Consider the following 19,383-nt stretch of genomic DNA (forward strand, 5'->3'; position numbering starts at 1 on the left):
GTCAGCGCGCCCCGGAGATCCCGCCGTCCACGGGGATCACCGTGCCGGTCAGATAGGCACCCGCGCGCGAGGCCAGGAAGATCGCTGGGCTCGCGATGTCCTCGGGGGCGCCGATGCGGCCGAGGGGCACCCGCTCGACCACGGAACCCCGCAGCTCGGGGTCGTCCAGGGCATGGGCCATCATCTTGGTCGGGAACGGGCCGGGGGCAAGGGCGTTGACGGTGATGTGGTCACCCGCCAGGGTTGCGGCCATCTTGCGGGTCAGCATGTGCACCGCCGCCTTGCTCGCGACGTAAGAGAAGTTGTCGGACGCGGAGACGACGAGCCCGTCGATGGACCCGATGTTGATGACTCGGGCGGGGTCCTCCGCAGTGGCGGCAGCCCGCAACTGCGGCAGCAGCCGTTGCGTCAGCGAGAAGACCGCCTTGACGTTGACGTTCAGCACCTTGTCGAAGCCCGAGTCGGGGAACTCGCCGATCGGCGCGCCCCAGGCGGCCCCCGCGTTGTTGACCAGAACGTCCAGCCGCGGCGCGACGTCCGCGACCCGCTCGGCCAGGCTCGTAAGACCCTCGGCGGTGGACAGGTCCGCCGGATGTGCCAGGCAGGTTCCGGCACCGGCGGACCTCAGCGCTGACAGTTCCGCCGCTGCCTTCTCGCATGCCTCTGCCTTGCGAGAGGAGATGATCACCGTGGCCCCGGCCGCCACGAAACCGTGCGCGATCATCAGTCCGATACCGCGCGAGCCACCCGTGACCACCACCGTTTTTCCGCTGACGTCGAACAGCGCGGCGGGATTCATGACACCACCTCGGACAGCCCGGACGCGCCCATGCCGCCGCCGATGCACATCGTCATGCCCGGTACCGTCTCCGGGAGTCCGGTTCGCAGCACCACCCGGCGCGCGACATTCCCGCCGGAGGAGCCGTGCTGCACGGCGCGTCCGAGGATCACGTCCTCGACCTCGCCACCCTCGAGCCACGCGCGGCGCACGGCATGCGCTATCGCGTGGGCGGCCAGCTCCTGGGTCGGGGGGTTGTCGAACGCGCCGCGGTGGGCCTTCCCGATCGCCGTACGCGCCGTCGAGACGACGACTGCCTGCCTCATTCCCGCTCCTTTCCTCGGTTGGGGGTCAACTTGTTCCGGGTGTGTCAGAAGCCGGCCTGCTCCGCGACCTCTCGGGCCTTTGTCACCAGTGCGTCGATGCGCTCGACGGTCGGAGTCCCGGAGGCGGCCTTGTTCTGCGGTTCCTCCATCGCACGGCGCATGACGCCCTCTGCGATGATCGCGACCTTCCACAATCCCAGCGCGTGCCAGTAACCCAGCGCTGTCACGTCGCGGCCGGATGCGGCCAGGTACGCCTCCACGAGTTCCTCGCGGCTCGGAAAGCCGTCGAGAGCGGTGGCGACGAAGTCACCTGAGGTGTTCTCACCCTTGGCCGGCCAGTAGGCCAGCAGGCTGCCCAGGTCCGCCACCGGGTCCCCGAGCGTGCACAGCTCCCAGTCCAGCACCGCCGTGACCTCGCCGGTGTCATGACGGGTGATGACATTGCGCAGGTGGAAGTCCCCGTGCACCAGCGTCAGCTCGTGCTGCTCGGGAACGGCGGCCTGCAGCCGTCGGGTCAGGTCGTCCAGCTCGGGGGATGTGCGGGTCCTGGACTTCTCCCACTGCCCCATCCACCGTCTCAACTGGCGCTGCGCGTACGGCTTGTGGCCGGAGAGGTCGATCAGCCCGGTGGCCCGGAGGCCGACGGCATGGATCTTGGCCAGGGTGCGGGGCAGGGACACTCCGATGGCACGGCGCCGCTGAGGGCTCAGCGCCTCGGCGACGGACAGGCGGTCGACCACGAGCCCGTCGACGAACTCCATCAGCAGCAACGGCACGTCGGTGATCCCCGGGTCCCGGCACAGCCCCAGCACGCGCGGGGTCGGTACGTCGGAACCCCCGAGCGCCGACAGGATCCGCGCCTCGCGCGCCACGTCGTGCGCCGATGCGAGAAGGTGCCCGAGCGGTGGGCGGCGAAGCACCCATCTGCGGCCCGCCTCGTCCCTCACGAGGTAGGTGAGATTCGACTGCCCGAGGCCGATCCTGCCGAAGGACAGCTCGCCGGACCGCTCTACGCCGAGACTGTCGACCCACCCGGTGACCGCGACGGGGTCGATTCCGACCACAGCGGCGTCAGACATCGGCCCCGTCCTCCCGCTCGGGAAGGCCTGCGCCCCCGACCATCCCGCCGCCGTAACCCACCACGGCCCCACCAAAGCCCCTGAGCGCGGCGTCCGATCGGAGGACCGCGGTCAGCGGTCCCATGGCCCGGGACATCCGGGAGGTCGTCGCGGTAGGGCCGGTCGGGCCGAGTCCGTTCACGCGACCCCCAGCAGCCTGCTCTGGTACCTGCGCATGCCCCGCAGCCACCGATCGGAGTCGGAGGCCTTCTGCCGGTACATCTCCAGCACGTTCTCGTGCGGGAGGATGAGGAAGCGCTCGTCGTCCGTCGCCTTGAGGACGGCGTCCGCCACCTGCGTCGGCTCCAGGACGGCACCCGCCGACGTAACCGCCCGGGTCGCCGCGGCGCCGAGCGGGTCAGCGGATTCCTCGCCCGGTGTGAGCATCCTGGTGTTCACACCCATGGGGCACAGGCAGCTCACACGCACGCCCTGGTCGCCGTACGTGACCGAGAGCCACTCAGCGAAGGCGACTGCCGCATGTTTGGTGACGGCGTAGGCCGACGAGCCGATCTGGGTGAGCAATCCGGCCGCGGAGGCGGTGCTGACGAAGTAGCCCTCGCCGCGCTCGAGCCAGCCGGGCACCAGCAGCCGAGCCGCCCTGATGTGGGCGCGAAGGTTGACGTCGATCACCCGGTCCCAGACGTCCTCGGGGGCGTCCAGCCCCTTTCCTCCGCTGATACCCGCATTGGCGAAGTAGAGGTCGACCGGACCGAACGCGCTCCCGGCCTGGGCGATCAGCTGACGGATCTGCGCCTCGTCGGAGACGTCGGCAGCGGCGCCGATCGCCCCTCCCGGATGCGCGTTGTCGATCGTCGCTGAGACCTCTTCCGCGGCCGCGCCGTCGATGTCCGCGACGAGCACACTGGCACCCTCGGCGGCGAGCCCCCGGGCCAGTGCCGCCCCGATGCCCCCACCACCCCCGGTGACGATGGCGACCTTCCCTGCAACCTTCACCAGGAGTTCCTTTCGACGGGAAGCGTCGTACCTCTCAGGACCTGTATAAGTGAATATGACGTCAACCTCAAGTGAGTGGGATGTGGAATCGCCCCACGCAGGCTCGGGCAGCTCACGCACAGACCGCGAGCAGACGCCCGGTCCGGCGGCGCGCGGGTACGGCGCAGAGCGGCGTCGGGCCGGCGTCACGCTGGATGTGGGCCCGATCCGAGAGCCCGGCCTGACGAGTACCTGTTCGAGGGTGCAGCCGAGCAACTACGAGCAAGGTCGGCTGCGTACGCGGACGGCCTCCCCGATGCGCTCCGCGGTGAACTGGCTCTCGGCGGCAGTTGGGACTCTCACGGATGTGGGCTGTGGGCCGGGCACGTTCGCCCGGATGCCGGCGGGGCACTCCTCGCGAGTCGTGGCCGTGGATCCCGACCCGGCCGTGATCGAGCGGGGCCGTGAACTCGCGGAGGCGGCCGGAATCTGCAACATCAGCCGGCGCACACTCCCGGCGAGGACGTCTCGTTCGAGGCAGGAGAACTCGCCGCCGGCGTTTGCGACCAGTCTTTTCACCGGATGGTCGGCACCGACCGGCCGGCTCCCGGCCGCGTGACGGCTGCACGAGCAGGCAGCCACACCGTCGCGCCGTCCCCGGGCAAGGGACCACTCTCCCGGGCGGTTTGACGCCAACGATCAGTCAGCCACCAGGGGCGATGGTCGCCGACGGAATTTGCGATGAAAGCACGTAGTGACAACCAACTCACCCAGGGAGAAACTCGCCATGTCTGCTGTACCCCCATAAGGAGTAAAAGACATGACAACGCCGCCCCCTGTCGACGCCCGTAAAGCCCTGGACTTCATAAGGACCAGCGGACTCGTCGATCTCACCGTCCCGCTGGAACGCGTCGTCGGCCAGGTCAGCCAACTCGATGACGTGGCGGGCTACGTGCTCGCGTGGGAGCGCTACGTCCTCGTCGTCGCCAACCAGGTCGCCGAGCCCCCCGAAGCCGGCACGGACGCCTGACCCCGACAACCGTGGAACGCCGGGAGGCATCCGATGAACACGACGCAGCCCGGCGGCGGATCGTCCCCAAGGCGCGCGGTGGAGACCCGGGCGGTCGCCTGGCTCGCTGCGCGCCGCACCCTGATCGACCCCGCGGGCGCCGGCCCCGACGGGGTCATGTTCGCCCGTAAAGCCCTGATCGAGACGGCGTTCCTCGTCGGTCTGCGGGCCCGCCTCGATCCGCATCCGCTGGACGGCGACTACACGGCGCTGCTCGATCAGGTCCAGAACATCACCGACCGCCCCTCGTACCGGGAGCTCATCGCCCGCGACGAAGCCGCCCTGCTGCTCTACGCCGGCACCTATGCGGCGCTGCGGCTGTGCGGACGCGACGACCCGGCGTTCCGGCGGATCATCGAGCAGGCCGCCGCGGGCGGATACGCAACCGTCTTCGAGCGGATCCCCTACCGGCAGCTCGATCTCCTCCACACCCTGGAGCTGTGCCGGATCGAGCACACCCTGCCCGCTGTGGACGACGTCCTGCCGTTCACGCTGCTCTGCAACGAGCCCAACGTCATCAAACTCGCCGACCGCGACCTCTACGCCATCACGCACACGATCTTCTACGCCACGGACTTCGGCCTTCGTGAACCGCGCTGGCCGGACGGCTTCGATCCGGGCGAGGCGGTCGAGCTCCTCGAAGCTCTGCTGGTGCTCAGCCGGGGCCGGAAGAATGCCGACCTGGTGGCGGAGCTGCTGTGCTGCCTGCTGTGCCTGGGCGTGAGGGAATCCGGGGAGGCTGACCGTGCATGGGACTTCCTGGTCTCGGTGCAGGAGGCCGACGGGCGCGTGGACGGCCCGCCCGGCATCGTCCATCCGAAGCTTTCCGACGGCGACGAGGAGTACCAGCGCTGGGCCACCGGCTACCACACGACCATCGTCACCGCCCTGGCCGCGCTCCTGGACCGCAGCCCGAGAACACTGCGCAAGCCCCGACCCGCCGCTCCCCCCACCCGGCTCGACGTGGCGCAGCCGCTCCGGCGCGCAGTGGTCTGGTTGGGGGAGACGAGCATGCGCTGCTCCCCCGACAGCGGGCTGCCCGCCTCGGCAGCCGCCGCCTTCGGAGCGGCAGCCGTGGGCGAGCCCGGGCTCTCCCGTCCCGCACTCCGCCACTTCGCGGAACGCCTGGCGGACGCGGACGCGGACACCTGGCAGCACCACGGCATGGAGGTGGCCGGAGAGTTCGCGGCCGGTCTCCGGGCGCTGGAGCTCACGTGTCCGTCGCTCGACAGGTTCCTCACGGCCACCGCGGCCACCGTCAGCCGTCTCGACAGCGTCCCCGCGCAGGCCGTGCACAACGTCCGCCGCCTCGCCGAACTTGGATTGATCCGGCCTCGGCGTGCCGCTGCCCTGACCGCCGACGCGGACCGTGCCCGGCGGCCCGCGCCCGCGGCAGCCGCCGCTCAACTGCCCGATGCCCGGAAGAGATACCACCTGGGCCACATCGCCGGGGCCGTCCGTGACCTGGCCCGTGCCGGATGGGCAGGGCACCGTGTCACCCAGGACGCCATCGCGTTCCTCCTCGCCCAGCAGAGCACCTGGGGTGCCTTCGGCCACCCCGCGTGCGACGACCCGGCCACCCGGGAACGCGTCCAGCTGTCCTGGACGCAGAGCATCGTCACGGCTCTGGCCACGGCGCACCTGGGCACCGACGCCGCCACCCCCTCCCCCACCCCGGACGGCCACCGCCTCTGACGATGCCCCAGGCGGCCGTCTGACGGCGATCCGCACGTCGCAGGCCAGGTTGGCGGCGTCCGGTGGAACGCTCGGTGTGCTGCGGATCGGCACGCCCGAGGGCTTGGAGGCCGAGGTTGTTCAGGCTGAGGGTGGGTGGGAGCGCAGAGTTGCGGAGAGGAACCACGTTCTTATCGGTGCAGTCAGGGTTCTCTGGGCAGGTACGACGGCCTCACCCAGTTCACCCAGGCCGATGACCGACCGCGCAGCCGCATCCGTACCGGCCGTGCCACGCGGCCCGCTTCCAGGAGGCCGTCACGCGGGGCACGGGTGCCGGCCCTTCGCCGCCGGCCCAGGCCGCCACCGGCACCGCGAACGTGAACGTCGCACCCGCAGGTCCGCGCCCGGGTGCGCGGCAGTTCAGACGGCCCTCACGGCGGGGCACGGCCTCGTGGCGACGTTCTGGTCGGCCGGGGGCCTGGCGTCACTGGTACGGGCCCGGATCCGGAGCGGAGCCAGCCCAGCCATCCGTTCCGGCGGCGTTCGCGCTCCCCCCTCGGCTTCGGCCCGCTCCCCCTCGGTGCGCACCCGTTCTTGCTGAGCAGGCGACCGGTCAGAGTCGCTCGAATGCCCTAACTCACCCATGACATCGCACGGTTGAGCCTCGCCACATTTGACAGCGCCCCCACGCTCCCCGAGGCTATGCGCAATGACATTCATGTTCACATAAGGGGGATGCGCTGTGCGTATCGCGTTCGTCGGCAAGGGCGGGAGCGGCAAGACCACGCTCTCGGCCTTGTTCGCCAGGCATCTGGCAGATTCACAGGCGCCCGTCGTGGCCATCGACGGAGACATCAATCAGCATCTGGGCAGCGCACTGGGAATGGAGGAGCGGGACCTCGTCGCCGTTCCTCCCCTGGGCGCCCAAATCGCCGACATCAAGGAGTATCTGCGCGGCGACAACCCGCGGATCACCTCGCAGCAGGCCATGGTCAAGACCACCCCCGCAGGGCGCGGCTCGCGCCTGCTGCGGCTGCTCGGGCCGGACCCGGTGCACGCCCGCCACGTCCACGACGCGGCGGGGGTCCAGCTCATGGTCACAGGGACCTTCGAGGAGGAGGACCTCGGCGTGGCCTGCTACCACTCCAAACTCGGAGCCGTCGAGCTCTACCTCAACCACCTCGTGGACGGTCCGGGCGAATACGTCGTCGTCGATATGACCGCCGGCGCCGACTCGTTCGCCTCCGGCCTGTTCACCCGCTTCGACATGACCTTCCTCGTGGCAGAGCCCACCCGGAAGGGCGTATCGGTCTATCGGCAGTACCGCGACCACGCCGCCGAGTTCGGGGTGCCGATCGCCGTGGTGGGCAACAAGGTGACCGGGGAAGACGACATCGCCTTCCTCCGGGAGCACGTAGGCGAGGACCTGCTCACCTGCCTCACGCACTCCGACTGGGTACGCGCCCGCGAGCAGGGCCGCGACACCGGCGACCTCGAGCCGGGCAACCACAACGCACTTGAGACGCTGCGTGCGGCCGTGGACAAGCGGCCCAAGGACTGGGCGGCGTTCCAGCGCCAAGCCATCGAATTCCATCTGCGCAACGCCATCGCCTGGGCCAACGAGGCCACCGGCCAGGACCTGGCCGCTCAGATCGACCCCGGATTCGAGCACGGCCCGGCAGCCCTCCCGAACGCCGAGACCTCTCAGCCCGCGCCCTCCGCGGCCTGACCCGCACGGACCACCCCTTGCTCGCACCGACCCGAACGGGTCGGTCCACCTTCGCACGAGAGGACACCACGCCGTGTCTCTGGACGTTTCACCGCACCTCCTGGCCCAGGCCGAACGGGACGAGATCCGCGAAGAGGACTTCGTGGCCACCATCCGCGAGTCCCTGCCGTATGCCTACGAGCTCATCTCCGGCTTGAGCGAGAAGCTCCGCGCGGGTGATGCCGAGTTCGTCGACAACCTCACGCCGCCGCCCTCGGAAGCCGAGCGCGGCCAACTTCTGCGCGCCCTGGCCAGCAACGCCATCCGCAGCAGCCTGGAACGGCACTTCGACATCTCGCTGGCCTTCATGAACTGCCATCGGGTCGCCGCGTTCCGGCAGGAGGCACAGGGCGGCGAGGCCTACGCGAGGTTCACCTCGCTGCGCGCCCAGATCCTGAACCAGTCTCCCGAGCTTCGCGACTGCTGAACCGACCTGCGTTCCCGTACCGGCGAGGGCCACACCTCCTGACAGCCTACGGGGCCACCACGGTGCCTCAGGCGACGTCTTCGCGCTCCCCGGGTCCGTGGCACTGCTGACCGAGGCGCCCCTTGAGCTGCACCTCAAGGGGCCCGAGGCCCTCTTCGACGGGGTGCTGCCCAGTCGATGTCCCTCTTCGACTGCCGACCGAGGGCTGTACGAGGCGATGTGCCTGCTGTGGCCGTGCCGGCCTGAGCCGTTCAACCGGGGGGTGGCTGTCGCGGCGGTGCGGCTGTGGCCGACGACGACGTCGGCGATGGTCCACCCCCGGCAGTGTGCGGGCCGGTGCTGAGCAGTTCCGAGGTAGTCGGCGGACAGTCCCCGGGTCAGGCCCGTCCCACGTCCCTTGTCGACCTGCGCCGCCCCGCCGCGACCGCTCCCGCGCCGTCCCGGCGACGACGGGACCAGTGGACGGCCCGGCACCGGACGCTCACAATCCGCGGGAGACCGCCGCGGTCCAAGAAGTCCTGGGCCCGCGAGGCGGCGGTGCCGCGGCCCCTGCCCGAAGGGCTGGGCCGGTGACCGGCCCCGGAGCCGACAGGACGCATCCCTGCCGAAACAGCAGTCCGATACGATCTTCGAGCAGATCACCGGGAACCTGCTCGCCGATGCCGTGCGGCGGAGCCGGCCCATCCACCGCGCTCTCCGCGGCGCCCGGCGCCGGAAAGACGTCCTGGCACAGGCCGGAAGCCGCATCACCGCAGGTAGCCGAATTCCGTCCGTGGCCTGCACAGCCCAGCAGGTCCCCGCCGTCCGGCGTTTCCGCGACCGTGTGACCGAGTTGGACGAGAAGACTCACGGGTCGCCGAATGCCCCGGAGGCCAAGAGCGACGAGTGGAACATTGAGCTTCAACGGGGCAGCCTGTACGCATGCGGTCGCTCTTCCGCTCATCTCCTCGACGAGGAGCGGGCGATCATAGCCGGGTCCTCTTCACACTCGGGAAGTGTGTTCCGTTCGCGATCGCCCTGCTCGTGGTGGGTCTCGAGCTCTCGCCCGCACACTTTCTGTATACCGGTCCCCTCCTCACCGCTACGCCGGCGCTGGCCGCGGTGACGATGGGCCCCAAAGGCACCATCGCGGCAGCGGCTGTCGCTCTGACCGTGAGCGTGACCACCGCCACCTACAACCAGGCGTGGGGTAGTCAGATGGTCTACACCAACTTTCTGGCTGTTTTCCTGGTGTCCGTGGCCAGTGTCACCACGAGTAGTGCCGTGCGGACTCGCAGGCAGACCGAGCTCGACCAGGTCCGCCGGATCGCCGCGGCAGCACAAGATGTCATTCTGCGGCCCGTGCCCGCCCGGCTGGGCCAGGTGCGGGCGGCCAGCATGTACCTCGCGGCTGAGACGGGAGCGCAGATCGGCGGTGATCTGTACGAGGCTGTGCAGACCCGCTACGGGATCCGGATGATCGTGGGAGACGTCCGGGGCAAGGGGCTTCCTGCCGTACGCGCAGCCGCAGCCGTCCTGGGCGCTTTCCGGGAGGCCGTGCACTACGAGGATGACCTGGCGGAGGTGATAAACCACTGCGCGGCTGCGCTCCGGCGGGAGTGCGCCGTGCCCGGTGCGATGGATCAGGAAGCTCTGGTGGAGGGTTTCGTCACTGCCCTCGTGGCTCAGGTGCCGGACCGACCCGTGGTCCAGGTGGTCAACCGCGGCCATCCACCCCCGCTGAAGCTACGCCACGGCGGAGTGCACGCCCTCACGCCCACCTCACCACTGCCGCCCCTCGGACTGGAAGACTTCCTCACCGGCCCTCCCGCCGAGCCCGAGAGCTATCCCTTCGCACCCGGCGACCGTCTGCTGCTGCACACTGACGGCGTGATCGAAGCCCGCAATCGCGACAACGACTTCTTCGCCCTGCCCGAGGCCATGGAAGCGGTACACGCCCACACCCCGTCGGAGTTCCTGGAACAACTGCACCAGGAATTGATCCGCCACACCCAGAGCCACCTGGCAGACGATGCGGCGATGCTCCTCATCGAACGGCTCGACGATGAAGTCGGCAAACAAGTCGACGCAGCTGCCACTTCCTCGAGTGAGAACGCGTTCCAGGCGTCACCCTTGCCGTCCTCCCAGCCCGTCGCGCCGACGCGGCGGACCGGGGAGACGTCCACGCCTCGGTCCACCAGCTCCTCGCGGGCCGCCTCGATGCCCGAGACACAGATCTGAAGGCCCTGCAGCGTGCCCGGGGCCATCGCCTTCGTACCGGGCGCCGCGGGCATCCCCTGCACCATCGCGATCGCACACCGCGAGCCGGGCGGGGTCATCCGGATGATGCGCATACCGGGGCGACCTCGTCGTCGAGGTGGACCGCGAAGCCAACCCTGTCGGCGCCCGCATCCCTCACCTGCTGGCTGCCGGTGCAGGTCCTCGTCCGCCTCCGCTCCGACCGCGTCAGGGCGACGGCCGACACCCCGCGGGGTCTACGCACCCCAAGGGCGGCCGACCGCCGAAGCACGGCGGCGAGTTCACCTTCGGCGACCCAGCCACCTGGGGCCCCGAGGAGGCCGTGACGACCACGGACACCCGCGATGCGGCCGGTGCTCTTACCGGGCGGCCCGGTTGGCGTGGAGCAGGGCGGCGCCGAGGGGAGTGAGAGTGTGGAGGACCGAGGCGGTGTGGCGGTGGCCGGCGATCAGGCCGGCGTCGCGCAGTGCGGTGGTGTGGTGGGACGCGGTGGCGGCGGAGACGCCGGCGGCGCGGGCCAGTTCGCCGGTGGTGGCCCCGGTGGCGGTGGCGCAAAGGATGACGGCGCGCGTACGGCCGAGCAGAGCACACAGGGGTGCTGCGGGCGGGAGGGTGGGGGTGGGCGGTTCATGGTGCAGGGAATAGATGAGGACGGGGGGTAGCTCGGGGTCCGCCAGGGAGATGGGGTCGTCCCAGCAGAAGTAGGAGGGGACCAGCGTCAGGCCACGGCCGCACAGGTGTAAGTCGCGGTCGCCGCTGCCGTAGGCCACCCGCAGGATCGGGGGCTGCCAGCACATGGCGGGGCCCAGGGTGCCCAGCAGGGCCTCTGTGCCGCCGTCGAGCAGGGCGCGGATGCCGGCGGCGCGTTCGGCGTCGATGCGGCCCTGGATGCGGTCGCCGTAGGGGGCGATGACGGTGTGGTGGTAGGCGCGCAGCGCACGGATCAGGTGGAGAAGTAGCGGCAGATTCCTTCCCAGTGCCGCGTCAGCCAAGATTCGCCCCGCTCGGCACCGGGTTTGCGGTGAGGGTCCGCCTCGCATGCGCCGGCGGCATCACGGACGTACACCTGCCGGTGGCCGCAGGTCTGATGCCGGCCTTGCGGGTTCAGTGGAGTTGCCGCTGCCAGTCCGCAGGGACCTTGTCCTGGGGGCCCGGGGTCGACTGGGAGGCCGGATGCGCGGCGGGCGGGGGCAGCTGCGGCCCGTCGTAGTACTGGTCGGTCTCGATGCTCCAGAACCAGCTCTCTCCCGGTTCGAAGCTGGTCAGGAGGGGGTGTCCCGCCTCGCGCGCGTGCTTCGTTCCGTGCTGTGAGGGTGAGGAATCGCAGCATCCGATATGCCCGCACGCCGCGCAGCGCCGCAGGTGAAACCACCACCCCGGTCCGTCGCCCGCCAAGCACTCCGCGCAGCCTTCTCCGCTGGGTGTGGCGGTTGGATCGAGGCCTGGGATCTGGTCGTGGGCCATGAGGGATGCCTCCCTGGTGAGGCGCGTCGTCAGGTTTGGGTGCCGGGGGGTGCCAGGATGCCTTCGAGGAGCCCCGTGGCCTGGCCGACCTCGATGAGGTAGCCGTCCGGATCGCGCATATAGCAGCGCAGCTCGGCGCGCCGGTCGAGGGGCGGGGTGAGGAACTCGGCCCCCTTGGCCCTCGCCGTGGCGTAGAAGTCGTGGATGTCCGCAACCCGTACGTTCAGGAAGCTGGAGACGGTGTTCGGGTCCTCCGGTGTACGCAGAACGACATCGGGTTTGTCGTCGGTGGGTCCGCCGCCGGGGTTCATGATGATCCAGCCGTTGGCGACCTTGACGATGCAGGGGTTCTCATCCAGCACCACCTGTCCACCCAGTATCTCGGCGTAGAACGCCCGCGAGCGGGGGACATTCCCGACCGTGAGGAAGTGCGTGAGCACCAGGCCCTCGGCCGGTGCAGGAAGATCGTCGGCTGTGGCGCCGGAACGGGTGAAATCCGACATGTATCGAGCGTATGGCGCGCGTGGCCGCACGGCATTCTCACCCGACTGCACCGGACGTACGGCAGTTGCTCACCCCGCTGCCGGTACTGCGCGCGGGCCGCTCCGCCGAGCCGCTCCCCCACCGGTACCGCGGCAGCAGCAGGTTGGTTGGAACGGTGAGCGGCGTCGCGGCCCAGCGCGGGCACTACCGCACCGAGAGTCCGCGGGCTACGGGCCCGGCCTTCTCCTCACGGCGGGTGCGCAGCAGGAGCGCGACCCAACTGCGGTATGGCGCCCAGTGATCGCCGATCCCGGCGAGCCGGCGCGCATCGGAGGCGTCGGGATGGCCGAGGCCGTATGCCTCGGCCACCGAAGCGTGGAGCCGGCGTTCATGGCGGGGGAAGACATCGGGGTGTCCGGCGCCGCGGATGAGGATGAGCTCCGCGGAGAAGGGGCCGATGCCGGGCAGGGTCCGCAGATGAGCGAGGGCGTCCTCCGCCGGCATCGCGCGCAGCCGGGCGGCATCGAGATCACCGGCGAGAGCCGCGTCGGCGAGGACACGCAGCCGTTCGACCTTCGTCTCGGGCAGGCCCGGAACACGGCTGAGTCCGCGCAGGACCAGCGGGGTGGGGAAGGCGTGCAGCGACTCCCCGGCGACGGTGACGCGCTGTCCATGGCGCTCGGAGATGCGGGCCTTGATCGCGGCGGCCTGGACCATCCGGATGCGGTGGCCGATGACCGCCCAGGCCGCGGCCTCGTACGGCGAGTAGAAACACACCGGCCGCAGCCCCGGGTACGCCGCGATGAGCTCGGCCACGACGGGATCGGCCTCGGCGAGCCGCGGGAACCCACTGCCGTCGACGTCGAGCGAGAGGATGCGGGCCAGTTGCGCCCGCACCGCGCACATCCCATCCGATGCCGCAGATGCCGTGCCCCTCCCGTCCTTGCCCGGATTCCCGGTGTGCACGGTGACATCCGCCTGTACGGTGCCCTCCGAGCTCTGCGCCTGCCTTACCTCCGCACTCACCGTCGAGTGGCCGTCGTCGGCGGGGAAGGCCAGGCGCAGCACCCTGCCGTCTGAGGCGCGGCGATACCTGGCGGGTGTAAAGCCCTCCAGGAACCGCATGCTCGCCGCCAGTGAGAACGGCCCGCGCGGAGTGATGGCGATGGCGGTCATGGTCAGTCTTCGTGCGTAGTGATGGCGTAGCCCTCAGGGCCGGCAAACGTGAACATCCTGCCGAACGGGCCGTCCTCGGGTGCCTTGACGATGGGAACCCCGGCGGCCTGGAGCCTGTCGTGCAGGGCCTGCGCGTCAGCGGTCCGGAACCACAAGGCGACCCCGAGGCCGGGCCGCTCGACGGCGTCGAGATCCACTCCCGGCAGCGGCTCGCGGACGGCGAACGGAACCGGCTCGGTGGCGAACACCACGGCGCCGGGCGGCGAGGCAGGCGCCCGGCGCAGCCCGAGATGCTCCTCGTAGAAAGCGGCAGCCGCTTCCACATCGCGCACCTGCAGCGCGATGAAATCCGGCCCGCCGGCGGTGGCAGTCATATGTGCTCCTCGATCGCTTGGCATGTCAGGACTTTGACATACTGAAGATAGACGGCGCCGCGCTTACATGTCAAACTCCTGACATGCATGATGCAACTGCTTCCGGCCAGGCCCAGCCGGCCGCCGACGTGACCGGGCGCCTGGGATACCGCCTCAAGCGCACCGCCGCGACCCTGCGCAGCGCACTGGACAGAGCACTGCGTGAGTACGGCCTGACGGTGCCGCAGTACGCCTGCCTCGAACTCCTCGACCAGCGCCCCGGCCTGTCCAACGCCGAGCTGGCCCGCGGCGCCTTCGTCACGCGGCAGTCCATGAACGTCGTTCTTCGCGGACTGCAGGACGCCGGCCTCATCACCCGGCCGGCCACCACCGACCGCGGTCGCGCGCTGCCCGCCCACCTCACCGAGGAGGGCCACCGTCGCCTCGCGGCGGCACGCTCCGCCGTCTACGCCATCGACCAGCGCATGACCGACGCCGTCCCGGAGCAACGCCTCGCCGAGCTCCTCGCCGACCTCGACCGCATGGCGGCGGCACTCGGCGGGTGAGAACGGCCGCGCGTCCAGGTCGTTTCGTCTGGATCATCGTGTGGGCCAGAGGAAGATGCCTGCGATGTGGAGTCCGGCGAGGCAGATCGATCGTCATGGCCCGCCCTGCGGGTTCCTCGCCGACACGGGTTTCGCTCTACCGAGCAGCTGGCGGACATCGGCGCTTCGGCATCCGTCGGCTCCGTCGCGGACTCGTACGACAACGCGATGGCCAAGCCCTGAACGGCACCTTCAGGGCCGAGCTGATTACGATGCAGGGCCCCCGGACGGGCTACCAGGACCAACCGTGCCGCTTCAGCAGTAGCCACGTGCCTTCCACTGTGCAGGAGACATGGAACAGCCGGCCGACCAGCGTCTTGATCCTCGCCAGGGTCCACCGTTGGTCCGACCACCCGTGCGCGAGCGGACCATGCTCCAACTCCCGTTCCAGACGCTCGATCTGGGCCGGACCCAGCCTCGGTCGTCCCGGCGAGCAACCGGTCGAGGGAACGGCCGACTTCACCACACGGGCCGACGGTCTGGCAGCTGTGAGGAACATGGGCCGGGTCAACTCGAGCCAACGCCACACGGCGCGCAGCAGCGTGTCGACGATGTGGGCGGGCTGCGGCGCGGTCCGGGGCGCCGCGGATGGTGATGGCGGCGGCGCCGAGATGCGGGCTGCCCAGGTTGCAGCGCGCCGCCCCCAGGGTGACCGTGGAGAGGAGGTCGCCGAAGAAGCGACGGCACGAGCCGTGGCACGGCAGCGCCCGGTGGCACGGCAAGACCGGTGCAGCGCGCGGCGGCACGGCAGGTGATGACACTGCGCCGGTACACGGCGAACCGCCCCGTCATCTCGCTCTGGCGCCCGTGGCTCCGCGAACCGGTACGAGTGCCCGATCCGGGTGAAGCGCACAGAAGCGGAGAAGTCAATGGTGAACGGACCAATGGGCAGGCGCCCTTACGGAGAACATCCGGAGCGGGCGGACACGGACATCGCCAAGCAGACTGCGGAGTTCACCGGCCGGTACGTGGTACTGCTCGACCAGGCGGAACCGGAGCGCGGGATCAACGCCCTGCGCGCCGCCGTCGGTATCCCGTCCGTCGAGCACGTCCGCGGCGCCGAGGCCGGCAGCGCGGCAGAACTCCTCCAACGCCCCGATGTCTCGGTGCTCTTCGACGAACTCGGCGTCGCCGTCGTCGAAGCGCACCCGGACCAGCGCCACGCGCTGGTGACTGCGGCCGAGGCGGAACCCAGCATCATCGCGGCGGAGCCGGAGCGCGTGGTGTACGCCTCGGTGATCACCGAAGCACAGCGCCCACTGACCGGGTTCTACCCGACCTACCGCAGCGACGACGACGAAGTCGACCGCCACACCAGGGCCGAGATCGCGGACACGCTGGGCCCGGCCTGGGACGAGCACCAGACCACCTGGGGTCTCCAGGCGACCCGGGCCAACTGGTCCGTGCTGACCGGGCGCGGTGTGAAGATCGCTGTCCTGGACACGGGCGTGGACACCGACCACCAAGACCTGGTCGGGTGCATAGACGACACCGCCTCCTTCGTCCCCGGCCAAGGCCCGGAGGACGGCCATGGTCACGGCACGCACTGCATCGGCACCGCAGCCGCCCCGGCCGACCCCGAGAGCGCTGCCCGCTACGGGGTGGCCGTGGACGCCCGGGTGCTCGCCGGCAAGGTGCTCAACAACCGCGGAAGAGGCTCCGACGGCCAGATCATCGCGGGCATGGCGTGGGCGGTCTCCCAGAACGCCCAGGTGATCTCCATGTCGCTCGGCGCTCCGGTCGAACCGGGTGAACTCTTTCCCCAGACGTACGAGAACGTGGCCCAGCGCGCGCTCCAGCGCGGAACCGTGATCGTCGCCGCGGCGGGCAACAGCAGCCGTCGGCCCGGGTTCGTCGCGCCCGTCGAACGACCCGCCAACTGCCCCTCCATCCTGTCAGTGGGCGCGCTCGGCAAGGACCTGGCGACCGCGTGGTTCTCCTGCGGGGCCATCAACGGCGCGGGCGGGGAAGTGAACATCGCCGCGCCCGGCGTCGAGGTCTTCTCGGCCGCTCCGGACGGCGTGTACACGTCGATGGACGGCACCAGCATGGCCACGCCCCACGCCGCAGGTGTCCTCGCGCTGCTCGCCGAGGCGCACCCCGACGCATCGGCCGCCGACCTCAGCGCCCGTATGCTGTCCATGGCGCATCCGCTGCCGCAGCCCGCCGCGGACGTCGGCTCGGGTCTGCTCCAGGCCCCGTGAGCCAGGCGCCCCCCTCCGAACCGGTCGGGGTCATCGTCTCCGTCGACCCCGACCGGTACGCGCAGACGGTGGACGCCGCGCGCCGCGTCGGTCTGGCGGTCACCGGCGAACAGCCCGTGCTCGGCTCACTGTCCGGAACCATCGCCGAGGACCGGATCCCAACCCTGGAGGCCCTCGACGGCGTCGAGTCCGTCGACCGCGAGCGCATCATCCGCCTCCCCCCGCCCGACTCGCCGATCCAGTAAAAAACAATCGCCGATGCGCGGCGCGTAGGTGCCAGCGCCGGCTGCAACGTGGGCGAGGAACGAGGCCGCCAGCGCGGCAAGCACCGTCGGTGACTGGGCGCCGTACTTGACGGGACTCGCCGACAAGCGCACGCGGCGATCAGGGCCCGAGCTTGATCCCGGCGGCGATCGGCAGGTGGTCGCTGCCGGTGGCGGGCAGAGTCCAGACGTCGACAACGGTCGCCGAGCGGGTCATGGCGTGGTCGATCCGGGACATGGGGAAAGCCGCAGGCCAGCTGAAGGCGAAGCCACGCCCTACCGAGTTCATCTGCGAGGTGACCGAGGCCAGCCCGCGGTCGTCCACCGCGCTGTTGAAGTCACCCAGCAGGATCACCGTGTCCAGCTCCTCGGCGGCGATGGCCGCGCCCAGCAGTCCAGCGCTTTCGTCCCGCAAGCCGGAGTGGAAACCGTTCCATCGGATACGGACCGAGGGCAGGTGGGCGACGTACACCGCGATCTCGCCCCTTGGCGTACGTACGCTGGACCGCAACCCACGGCTCCAGCCCTCCCCGATCCCCTCCGGCTTGATGTCCAACGGCCGGACATCTGCCAGCGGATGTTTCGACCAGAGCCCGACCGTTCCTTCGACCGCGTGGTAGGGGAAGTCCGATGCCAGGGCTGTCCGGTAGACCGGCAACGCGGAGGGCGTCAACTCTTCCAGAGCGACGAGATCCGGTGCGGACTCGATCAGGGCGCCCGCGGTGGCCGCGGGGTCCATGTTCTCGTCACTGACGTTGTGCTGGAGCGCCATGATGTCGTGCGCGCCGCGGTCCTCAGGGAGCAGCAGCCCGCCGAAGAGGTTCGCCCAGACGGCTGCGGGCAGCAGCAGGGCCACCAGCGCGGTGACCGAGCGACGCAGCAGTGCCAGGCCGAGCAGCAACGCAATGGCCAGGCCGAGCCAGGGCAGAAATGTCTCCAGCAGGCTGCCGAGGCGGCCCACGGTGTTGGGCACAGCGGAGTGGAACGCCAGCAGGCCGGCGGTCAGCACGGCAAGCGACGCGAGAACACGCCCACGCGCCCAGGGCGACCGGCCCTTCGCGTCCTTGCCCCAACGCCACCGGTCGATGTGACGCAGCCACCGCCGACGCGTTGCAGTCTTCGACCCCGGCGCCACACAGCTGTTCGCCCGCTCCACCAAGTCCCACCCGTCTGCCTCGGACCCGTCCTTGCCCCACAGCTACGAGCACGACGTGCCCGGTACGACGCATAATCCGGTGATCAGGTTCCCGACGACAAACTCGGCATTTCAAGGCAATGGACCGAGCGGGCCATCAGCGACTGGCTGCCCGAGTCGACGTCACCGCCGTGTCTGCATCGGTTTGCTTCCGCCACCACAGCTTGCGCTGCCGCCCTTGCTGGTGCCTCCGGCACGCCTCTTTACGCGCAGCGGGCCGAGGAGGCCCATCCTGTCTGTCCCAAGGGCTCAACCAGCCCGCCTCCCCAAGCACGGGTCGACCGGTGTGAGAACTCCGAGCCGGTCCTCGATTGCCTGGGCCGCGCCCAGGCACAGGTCCTCCCGGAACGCGCGTCCGACGATCTGCACTCCGGACGGCAGCCCGTCGGCCACTCCGGTCGGTACGGCCACGCCGGGCACGCCGACGAAGCTGGTCACGGTGCACAGGCGCATTCCCGCCCCAACTCTGAGAACGAGGCCCTCCTCGAACGGCACGTGAAGGTAGTAGCCATGGGTCGGGCTGCGGTGACGGCGCAAGGCCGGGCGAGCATGTCGCCGTAGTGGTCCTGGACTCCGATGGCCGACGCAACGGTGCGGTGGTCAGATGCCGAACTCCTGCGGGGACAGGCCGAGCACCGAGCATGCCTCTCGCAGGACCTGCTCCTCGGCCGGCGCTACAAATCCGTCCGCACCGGCGACGACGAAGCCGGTCTGCACGACCGCCCTGGCCTCCGTCGGCTTCTTCGCCGCCTTGGCGATCTCCTGCATGACCTCCGCCTTGCCCTGCTGAAAGTTGACCGCCAGCTGGTCGACATGCTTGTTGAACCGCTGCTGCAGCTGGTCGGACGGGAAGTTTTGCAGGACATCGTTGTGCAGGATCAGCGACTCCACATGCTGCCGCTCGGCCGGGTCGACATGCCCGTCGGCGGCCGCGACCAGGGCGCACATCGCCATGCTGGCGTCCCGGTAGGCGCCGCTCTTCAGCTCCGCCTTGAGGGAGGTGAGTTGGGACTTGAGCGTTTTCACCAGCTGGGCCCGCGATCCGCCGGATGGCCCCGCACCCTGCCGCCCGTGTCCGCCAGAGCCCCGCGTCCCCTGCGACTGCTGCTGCAGATTCTTGGCCTGGTCCTTGATCCGATCCCACATCGCCACTCGCTCCACCTCGGCATCTGCCCAAGTCGTTCGACCCTCCACGCGCTTTCCGCGCGTCCTCCTGCCAACGCCTCCCGGCCCCCGAAAGTTCCGCGGCCGGCCTGCCTGCGCCCGGTGCGCGAAGGGCACAGGTCAAGCATCACTCGACGCCGCA

At 70.1% G+C, this 19,383-nt stretch carries 20 protein-coding genes and 2 pseudogenes; 9 read left to right on the forward strand and 13 right to left on the reverse strand.

What is annotated here, in order from left to right; genetic code table 11:
- Position 1: 1 nt before the first annotated feature.
- The 4 genes from ACTWQE_RS01390 to ACTWQE_RS01405 form a co-directional block, all read right to left on the reverse strand.
- Positions 2-799 carry an SDR family oxidoreductase gene (locus ACTWQE_RS01390; protein ID WP_443326904.1) on the reverse strand — a complete coding sequence of 266 codons (798 nt, stop codon included), beginning with the start codon at positions 797-799 and terminating at the stop codon, positions 2-4.
- Positions 796-1,104 (reverse strand): thiolase family protein, encoded by a 309-nt coding sequence (locus ACTWQE_RS01395; RefSeq protein ID WP_443326905.1) that lies wholly within the window; start codon positions 1,102-1,104, stop codon positions 796-798. The genes ACTWQE_RS01390 and ACTWQE_RS01395 overlap by 4 nt, the downstream gene beginning before the upstream one ends.
- Positions 1,105-1,148: 44 nt before the next feature.
- Complete coding sequence (locus ACTWQE_RS01400) at positions 1,149-2,183, reverse strand: phosphotransferase family protein (RefSeq protein ID WP_443326906.1); 1,035 nt, start codon at positions 2,181-2,183, stop codon at positions 1,149-1,151.
- 177 nt (positions 2,184-2,360) lie between these two features.
- Positions 2,361-3,182: an SDR family oxidoreductase gene (locus ACTWQE_RS01405; protein ID WP_443326995.1), complete on the reverse strand. Its 822-nt coding sequence runs from the start codon at positions 3,180-3,182 to the stop codon at positions 2,361-2,363.
- Positions 3,183-3,474: 292 nt separating this feature from the next.
- Here ACTWQE_RS01405 and ACTWQE_RS01410 point away from each other — a divergent pair, with 292 nt between their 5' ends.
- From ACTWQE_RS01410 to ACTWQE_RS01435, 6 genes are all read left to right on the forward strand, one after another.
- Positions 3,475-3,777: a methyltransferase domain-containing protein gene (locus ACTWQE_RS01410; protein WP_443326996.1), complete on the forward strand. Its 303-nt coding sequence runs from the start codon at positions 3,475-3,477 to the stop codon at positions 3,775-3,777.
- A gap of 201 nt (positions 3,778-3,978) precedes the next feature.
- Positions 3,979-4,188, forward strand: a complete 210-nt coding sequence (locus ACTWQE_RS01415; RefSeq protein ID WP_443326907.1) for a hypothetical protein — start codon at positions 3,979-3,981, stop codon at positions 4,186-4,188.
- A gap of 33 nt (positions 4,189-4,221) precedes the next feature.
- A complete protein-coding gene (locus ACTWQE_RS01420; RefSeq protein WP_443326908.1) occupies positions 4,222-5,922 on the forward strand; it encodes a DUF6895 family protein in 1,701 nt (566 codons plus the stop codon).
- A 721-nt stretch (positions 5,923-6,643) separates the two neighbouring features.
- Entirely contained in the window at positions 6,644-7,630 is a 987-nt protein-coding gene (locus ACTWQE_RS01425; protein WP_443326909.1) for a nucleotide-binding protein, read from the forward strand.
- Between the two features lie 73 nt (positions 7,631-7,703).
- Positions 7,704-8,096, forward strand: coding sequence for an SCO5389 family protein (locus tag ACTWQE_RS01430; protein ID WP_443326910.1), 393 nt, complete (start codon positions 7,704-7,706; stop codon positions 8,094-8,096).
- A gap of 1,023 nt (positions 8,097-9,119) precedes the next feature.
- Complete coding sequence (locus tag ACTWQE_RS01435) at positions 9,120-10,316, forward strand: PP2C family protein-serine/threonine phosphatase (RefSeq protein WP_443326911.1); 1,197 nt, start codon at positions 9,120-9,122, stop codon at positions 10,314-10,316.
- A 377-nt stretch (positions 10,317-10,693) separates the two neighbouring features.
- On the opposite strand, the gene ACTWQE_RS01440 is transcribed toward ACTWQE_RS01435, so the two are convergent.
- From ACTWQE_RS01440 to ACTWQE_RS01460, 5 genes are all read right to left on the reverse strand, one after another.
- Positions 10,694-11,326 (reverse strand): ArsR/SmtB family transcription factor, encoded by a 633-nt coding sequence (locus ACTWQE_RS01440; RefSeq protein ID WP_443326912.1) that lies wholly within the window; start codon positions 11,324-11,326, stop codon positions 10,694-10,696.
- A gap of 112 nt (positions 11,327-11,438) precedes the next feature.
- Positions 11,439-11,798 carry a UBP-type zinc finger domain-containing protein gene (locus ACTWQE_RS01445; RefSeq protein ID WP_443326913.1) on the reverse strand — a complete coding sequence of 120 codons (360 nt, stop codon included), beginning with the start codon at positions 11,796-11,798 and terminating at the stop codon, positions 11,439-11,441.
- A 29-nt stretch (positions 11,799-11,827) separates the two neighbouring features.
- The gene (locus tag ACTWQE_RS01450; RefSeq protein WP_443326914.1) at positions 11,828-12,301 is read right to left on the reverse strand and encodes a VOC family protein; all 474 of its coding nucleotides are present in this window, start codon (positions 12,299-12,301) and stop codon (positions 11,828-11,830) included.
- A 184-nt stretch (positions 12,302-12,485) separates the two neighbouring features.
- Entirely contained in the window at positions 12,486-13,457 is a 972-nt protein-coding gene (locus tag ACTWQE_RS01455) for a DNA-3-methyladenine glycosylase family protein (protein ID WP_443326915.1), read from the reverse strand.
- Positions 13,458-13,459: 2 nt separating this feature from the next.
- Positions 13,460-13,831, reverse strand: a complete 372-nt coding sequence (locus ACTWQE_RS01460) for a VOC family protein (RefSeq protein ID WP_443326916.1) — start codon at positions 13,829-13,831, stop codon at positions 13,460-13,462.
- 83 nt (positions 13,832-13,914) lie between these two features.
- Here ACTWQE_RS01460 and ACTWQE_RS01465 point away from each other — a divergent pair, with 83 nt between their 5' ends.
- Positions 13,915-14,376, forward strand: coding sequence for a MarR family winged helix-turn-helix transcriptional regulator (locus tag ACTWQE_RS01465; protein ID WP_443326917.1), 462 nt, complete (start codon positions 13,915-13,917; stop codon positions 14,374-14,376).
- A gap of 274 nt (positions 14,377-14,650) precedes the next feature.
- Here the strand turns inward: ACTWQE_RS01465 and ACTWQE_RS01470 are convergent.
- Positions 14,651-14,848, reverse strand: a pseudogene (locus ACTWQE_RS01470) (helix-turn-helix domain-containing protein); the annotation flags it as partial.
- A gap of 451 nt (positions 14,849-15,299) precedes the next feature.
- Here ACTWQE_RS01470 and ACTWQE_RS01475 point away from each other — a divergent pair.
- The gene (locus ACTWQE_RS01475) at positions 15,300-16,619 is read left to right on the forward strand and encodes a S8 family serine peptidase (protein WP_443326918.1); all 1,320 of its coding nucleotides are present in this window, start codon (positions 15,300-15,302) and stop codon (positions 16,617-16,619) included.
- Positions 16,616-16,864 (forward strand): hypothetical protein, encoded by a 249-nt coding sequence (locus ACTWQE_RS01480; protein WP_443326919.1) that lies wholly within the window; start codon positions 16,616-16,618, stop codon positions 16,862-16,864. The genes ACTWQE_RS01475 and ACTWQE_RS01480 overlap by 4 nt, the downstream gene beginning before the upstream one ends.
- 139 nt (positions 16,865-17,003) lie before the next feature.
- Here ACTWQE_RS01480 and ACTWQE_RS01485 read toward each other — a convergent pair whose 3' ends face one another.
- From ACTWQE_RS01485 to ACTWQE_RS01495, 3 genes and pseudogenes are all read right to left on the reverse strand, one after another.
- Positions 17,004-17,969, reverse strand: coding sequence for an endonuclease/exonuclease/phosphatase family protein (locus ACTWQE_RS01485; protein ID WP_443326997.1), 966 nt, complete (start codon positions 17,967-17,969; stop codon positions 17,004-17,006).
- Between the two features lie 357 nt (positions 17,970-18,326).
- Positions 18,327-18,545, reverse strand: a pseudogene (locus ACTWQE_RS01490) (amidase); the annotation flags it as partial.
- A gap of 132 nt (positions 18,546-18,677) precedes the next feature.
- A complete protein-coding gene (locus ACTWQE_RS01495) occupies positions 18,678-19,229 on the reverse strand; it encodes a tellurite resistance TerB family protein (RefSeq protein WP_443326920.1) in 552 nt (183 codons plus the stop codon).
- Between the last annotated feature and the right edge of the window lie 154 nt (positions 19,230-19,383).

Origin of the sequence: Streptomyces sp. 8N706, from assembly GCF_052245415.1 — a bacterium.
In the GTDB taxonomy this organism is placed as follows: Bacteria; Actinomycetota; Actinomycetes; order Streptomycetales; family Streptomycetaceae; genus Streptomyces.

Coding starts and splice junctions, on each gene's coding strand:
- ACTWQE_RS01420 (WP_443326908.1), top strand. CDS start 4,222: ATGAACACGACGCAGCCCGGCGGCGGATCGTCCCCAAGGCGCGCGGTG.
- ACTWQE_RS01465 (WP_443326917.1), top strand. CDS start 13,915: ATGCATGATGCAACTGCTTCCGGCCAGGCCCAGCCGGCCGCCGACGTG.
- ACTWQE_RS01415 (WP_443326907.1), top strand. CDS start 3,979: ATGACAACGCCGCCCCCTGTCGACGCCCGTAAAGCCCTGGACTTCATA.
- ACTWQE_RS01445 (WP_443326913.1), bottom strand. CDS start 11,798: ATGGCCCACGACCAGATCCCAGGCCTCGATCCAACCGCCACACCCAGC.
- ACTWQE_RS01395 (WP_443326905.1), bottom strand. CDS start 1,104: ATGAGGCAGGCAGTCGTCGTCTCGACGGCGCGTACGGCGATCGGGAAG.
- ACTWQE_RS01475 (WP_443326918.1), top strand. CDS start 15,300: ATGGGCAGGCGCCCTTACGGAGAACATCCGGAGCGGGCGGACACGGAC.
- ACTWQE_RS01455 (WP_443326915.1), bottom strand. CDS start 13,457: ATGACCGCCATCGCCATCACTCCGCGCGGGCCGTTCTCACTGGCGGCG.
- ACTWQE_RS01460 (WP_443326916.1), bottom strand. CDS start 13,831: ATGACTGCCACCGCCGGCGGGCCGGATTTCATCGCGCTGCAGGTGCGC.
- ACTWQE_RS01450 (WP_443326914.1), bottom strand. CDS start 12,301: ATGTCGGATTTCACCCGTTCCGGCGCCACAGCCGACGATCTTCCTGCA.
- ACTWQE_RS01390 (WP_443326904.1), bottom strand. CDS start 799: ATGAATCCCGCCGCGCTGTTCGACGTCAGCGGAAAAACGGTGGTGGTC.
- ACTWQE_RS01410 (WP_443326996.1), top strand. CDS start 3,475: ATGCGCTCCGCGGTGAACTGGCTCTCGGCGGCAGTTGGGACTCTCACG.
- ACTWQE_RS01400 (WP_443326906.1), bottom strand. CDS start 2,183: ATGTCTGACGCCGCTGTGGTCGGAATCGACCCCGTCGCGGTCACCGGG.